The organism is Paracoccus binzhouensis (genome assembly GCF_016446475.1).
In the GTDB taxonomy this organism is placed as follows: Bacteria; Pseudomonadota; Alphaproteobacteria; order Rhodobacterales; family Rhodobacteraceae; genus Paracoccus; species Paracoccus binzhouensis.
In genome coordinates this window covers 1-3,935 of record NZ_JAEHFP010000196.1, presented here as the reverse complement: position 1 = coordinate 3,935, position 3,935 = coordinate 1, and the positions used below count along the sequence as shown (strand labels likewise).

Annotated in this window: 3 protein-coding genes; 2 read left to right on the top strand and 1 reads right to left on the bottom strand. The window is 66.2% G+C overall.

Annotated features, from left to right (window positions below):
- Nucleotides 1–152: 152 nt before the first annotated feature.
- Entirely contained in the window at nucleotides 153–692 is a 540-nt protein-coding gene (locus tag I9P22_RS23500) for a CAP domain-containing protein (RefSeq protein WP_233253563.1), read from the bottom strand.
- Nucleotides 693–827: 135 nt separating this feature from the next.
- On the opposite strand from I9P22_RS23500, the gene lysM reads away from it, so the two are divergent.
- The gene (gene lysM, locus I9P22_RS23495; protein ID WP_199262590.1) at nucleotides 828–1,328 is read left to right on the top strand and encodes a peptidoglycan-binding protein LysM; all 501 of its coding nucleotides are present in this window, start codon (nucleotides 828–830) and stop codon (nucleotides 1,326–1,328) included.
- A 131-nt stretch (nucleotides 1,329–1,459) separates the two neighbouring features.
- Nucleotides 1,460–3,346, top strand: coding sequence for an acyl-CoA synthetase (locus tag I9P22_RS23490; RefSeq protein ID WP_199262589.1), 1,887 nt, complete (start codon nucleotides 1,460–1,462; stop codon nucleotides 3,344–3,346).
- Nucleotides 3,347–3,935 lie beyond the last annotated feature (589 nt).

Sequence of the window (3,935 nt, the reverse complement as noted above, 5' to 3'; positions counted from 1 at the left end):
CGGGCCGGCGCCCGTCCTGCCCGATCAGCGCCCGCATCGGCTGTCGCGGCCCGGCGCCCCAAGCCCGCCGGCGGCGCGACGCGGCCGGGCCGAACAGTGGGGCCGAACGCTGGGGCCGGACGCCCGGAGCAGCCGACCGGAAAGGCACCCGGTCAGCGCGGCGCGCTGTAGACCGCCGCCCAGTAGACGGTCCTGCCGTCCGCGCCGACCGCCTTGCCGATGCCGTAATGCCGGACCTGCGGGATCAGGATATTGGCCAGATGCCCGCTGGACCGCACCCATTCGCGCAACACCCGTTCCTGGGTGAAGGGCCCGGCGGCGATGTTCTCGGCCGCGATGCTGGGCCGGTAACCGGCCTTCTTCAGCCGCTGCATCGGTCCCCTGGTATTGCTGCCGCGATGGGACATGACGCCGCGCCGGGCCATGTCGCAGGCATGCCGCGCGGCGGCAGCGGCCAGATCGGCATTCGGCTTCAGCGCCGGCAGGCCGCGGGCCCGGCGCGTGGCATTGGTCGCCTGCGCCGCTGCCTGGTTTTCGCGCATCGAGGTCTGGTAGCAGGTCACCGTCCCCGGGCGCTGCAGATCCTGCCCGGTCGCCTTGGTCGAGATTCGCGCAGCCCCCCCGGCCTGTGCCGGAAGCGTCATCAGCCCAAGAAAGACCAACGAAACAAGATGTTTGGCGTATTTGTTCAATTTCGACATCCTCTTGATGGTCGCAAGCTAGGCGTGCTGGTTCAGTTTCTCAACTTCCGATTGCCGAAAATTGTCTGGAACCGTCGGCTCGGCGGAACGTTGCCGCTGGGATGCAATCTGAGAAAAGGAGTGGCCATGGCCATCTGGGATTTCGTGAAGGATGCCGGGAAATCGCTGTTTGGAAGCGAGGCCCAGGCTCAGGAGGCCCCCAAGGAAGCCCCCGCCCAGCCGGCGCAAAGCGACACCGACCGCAAGGTCGCGGCGCTGAAGGCCGAGCTGAAGGAGCTGGGCCTGACCGGCAAGGACGTGCATCTGACGCTGCGCGGCGACACCGTGGTCATCTCGGGCAAGGCGCGCGACCAGGAGACGCTGGAGAAGCTGATCCTGGCGGTCGGCAACATCAAGGGCATCGCCCATGTCGAGCTGGCCGATGGCGCGGGCACCGAAACCCCGGCGCCGGCCGGGGCCAAGCCGGTCTTCCACACCGTGCAGAAGGGCGAGACGCTTTCGGCCATCGCCCAGAAATATCTGGGCAAGGCCGGCCGCTATCCCGAGATCTTCGAGGCCAACAAGCCCATGCTCAGCGATCCCGACAAGATCTATCCCGGCCAGACCCTGCGGATTCCGCAGGCCTGACGCGGCGTCCCTGACGCTGCGTTTCGATGCGCCGCGGGCAAGGCCCTGCTTGCCCCGGCGCGGCTTTTCGGACCATTCTTTCCACCAGCGGGGCCGGCATGCGTCCCGGCCGGAAGATGGGAGGAAATTCAATGGTCAGGTTCGCGAACGTCGCAGACCGCGATGCGGTCGAGGCGGAGATGCCCTATGCGCAGCGCCCGGTGCCGCGCACCCTTTACGAGGCCCTGACCCGCACCCGCGACCTGCATCCGCAGCGTCCGGCGATCAGCTTCCAGCTGTTCTCGGACCCCAAGGCCCCGGCCCGCACCCTCAGCTGGGCCGAGCTGCACGAGCGGGTGACCGAGACGGCGAACCTGTTCCACAGCCTGGGCATCGGCCCGGGCGAGGTGGTGGCCTATCTACTGCCCAATTGCATCGAGGCACCGGTGGTGGTGCTGGCCGGCGCCACCGCCGGCATCGTGAACCCGATCAACCCGCTGCTGGATGCCGAGCAGATCGCCGGCATCCTGCGCGAGACCGGGGCCAAGGTGCTGGTGACGCTGAAGAGCTTCCCCAAGACCAACATCGCCCAGAAGGCCGCCGAGGCGGTGGCGCTGGCGCCGGGCGTGCAGACCGTGCTCGAGGTCGACCTGCGCGGCTACCTGACCGGGATCAAGCGCCTCCTGGTGCCGCTGATGCGGCCCAAGGTGCCGACCCGCCACCAGGCCAAGATCATGGATTTCGAGGCCGCCGCCAGCGCCCAGCGCCACGACCGCCTGCTGTTCGACGAACCGGCCGAGGACCGCGTCGCCGCCTATTTCCACACCGGCGGCACCACCGGCACGCCCAAGGTCGCCCAGCACAAGCAATCGGGCATGATCTACAACGGCTGGCTGGGCGGCACGCTGCTGTTCACCGAGCAGGACGTGCTGATGTGCCCGCTGCCGATGTTCCATGTCTTCGCCGCCTATCCGATCCTGATGTCCTGCCTGATGTCGGGGGCGCAGCTGGTGATGCCCACCCCCGCCGGCTATCGCGGCGAGGGGGTGTTCGACAATTTCTGGAAGCTGATCGAGCGCTGGCAGGCGACCTTCCTGATCACCGTGCCAACCGCCATCGCCGCGCTGATGCAGCGGCCGGTGAACGGCGACGTCTCGTCGCTGCGCATGGCGATCTCGGGCTCGGCACCGCTGCCGATCGAGCTTTACAACCGCTTCAAATCCGCCACCGGCGTCGAGATCGCCGAGGGCTACGGCCTGACCGAGGCCACCTGCCTGGTCTCGGTTAATCCGGTTACCGGCACCAAGAAAGTGGGCTCGGTCGGCATCCCCCTGCCCTATACCCATGTCCGCATCCTGCGCCGCGACGCCACCGGCTTCCGCGAATGCGCCGTGGACGAGATCGGCGAGATCTGCGTCGCCAATCCCGGCGTCTTCGAGGGCTCGACCTATACCGAGGCCGACAAGAACCACGACCTCTTCGCCGAAGGCCGCTTCCTGCGCACCGGCGACCTGGGGCGGATGGACGCCGACGGCTATCTGTGGATCACCGGCCGCGCCAAGGACCTGATCATCCGCGGCGGCCACAACATCGACCCGGCCGAGATCGAGGACGCGCTGCTCTCGCATCCCAAGGTCGCCTTCGTCGGCGCCATCGGCCAGCCGGACGCCTTCGCGGGCGAGCTGCCCTGCGCCTATGTCGAGCTGGTCGGCGGCGCCGAGGTCCCGGTCGAGGAGCTGATGGAGCACGCGCGCGCGCATATCCACGAGCGCGCGGCGGTGCCGAAGCATATCGAGATCCTGCCGGAACTGCCCAAGACCGCGGTGGGCAAGATCTTCAAGCCCGACCTGCGCAAGCTGGCGATCAAGCGCGTCTATGACGCCGCGCTGGCCGAGGCGGGGCTGGCGGTCGAGGTGGCCGAGGTGGTGGACGACAAGAAGCGCGGCCTGGTGGCGCGGATCCGGCCCAGCGGCGAGGTGGACCGCAGCGCCGTCGCACATCTGCTGGGCCAATATGCCATGCCATGGGAGTGGATATGAGACTGAATTTTTAGCCGGGAAACAACGAAACTGGCTGGAGCCGGTATTGAAAAAGGCTAGGCAACGCGCAAAAGTTACCATAAGCGGTCCACAGTTGTCAGCTCACGGAACGATTCAGTTGAAGGCCCAGAAATTTGGAATAACCCCGCCAGAACCCGACCACGGCTGGTCTAGGGAGATCGTCCGTGTTCTCGATGCAGTGGTCATCCCGCCGACAGAAATGATCGGTCGTCCTGCCTGTGGCGTCATCTCTGTCGACGGGGACTGCTTTCATGCGGCAACTTGGCGCGATGGTGTCCGGATGACCCGAGCGGTTACAGAAAGACCTGCCCCTGTCCGACACATAAAGGGCAAGCATATGTGGGGCGGACTCTATTACGGACACTTCGGGCATTTCATGACCGAAACCATGTCGCGCTGCTGGGCCTTCAACCGAGAAGAAGTCGAATCTGTCATTTTCGTTCCGAAGCACCCGGGTCTTCAGGATTTTCAGAAGTATCAACCCGCATCTTCCGGGACGGTGTGCTCTTGTCAGAGCTGCCTGACATCGTGACGCAAGAAATGCAGGGCAAAACCGCGTCTGTATCCG

Excerpts from the sequence above, each read along its gene's own strand:
- lysM (WP_199262590.1), top strand. The coding sequence starts at position 828 with ATGGCCATCTGGGATTTCGTGAAGGATGCCGGGAAATCGCTGTTTGGA.
- I9P22_RS23490 (WP_199262589.1), top strand. The coding sequence starts at position 1,460 with ATGGTCAGGTTCGCGAACGTCGCAGACCGCGATGCGGTCGAGGCGGAG.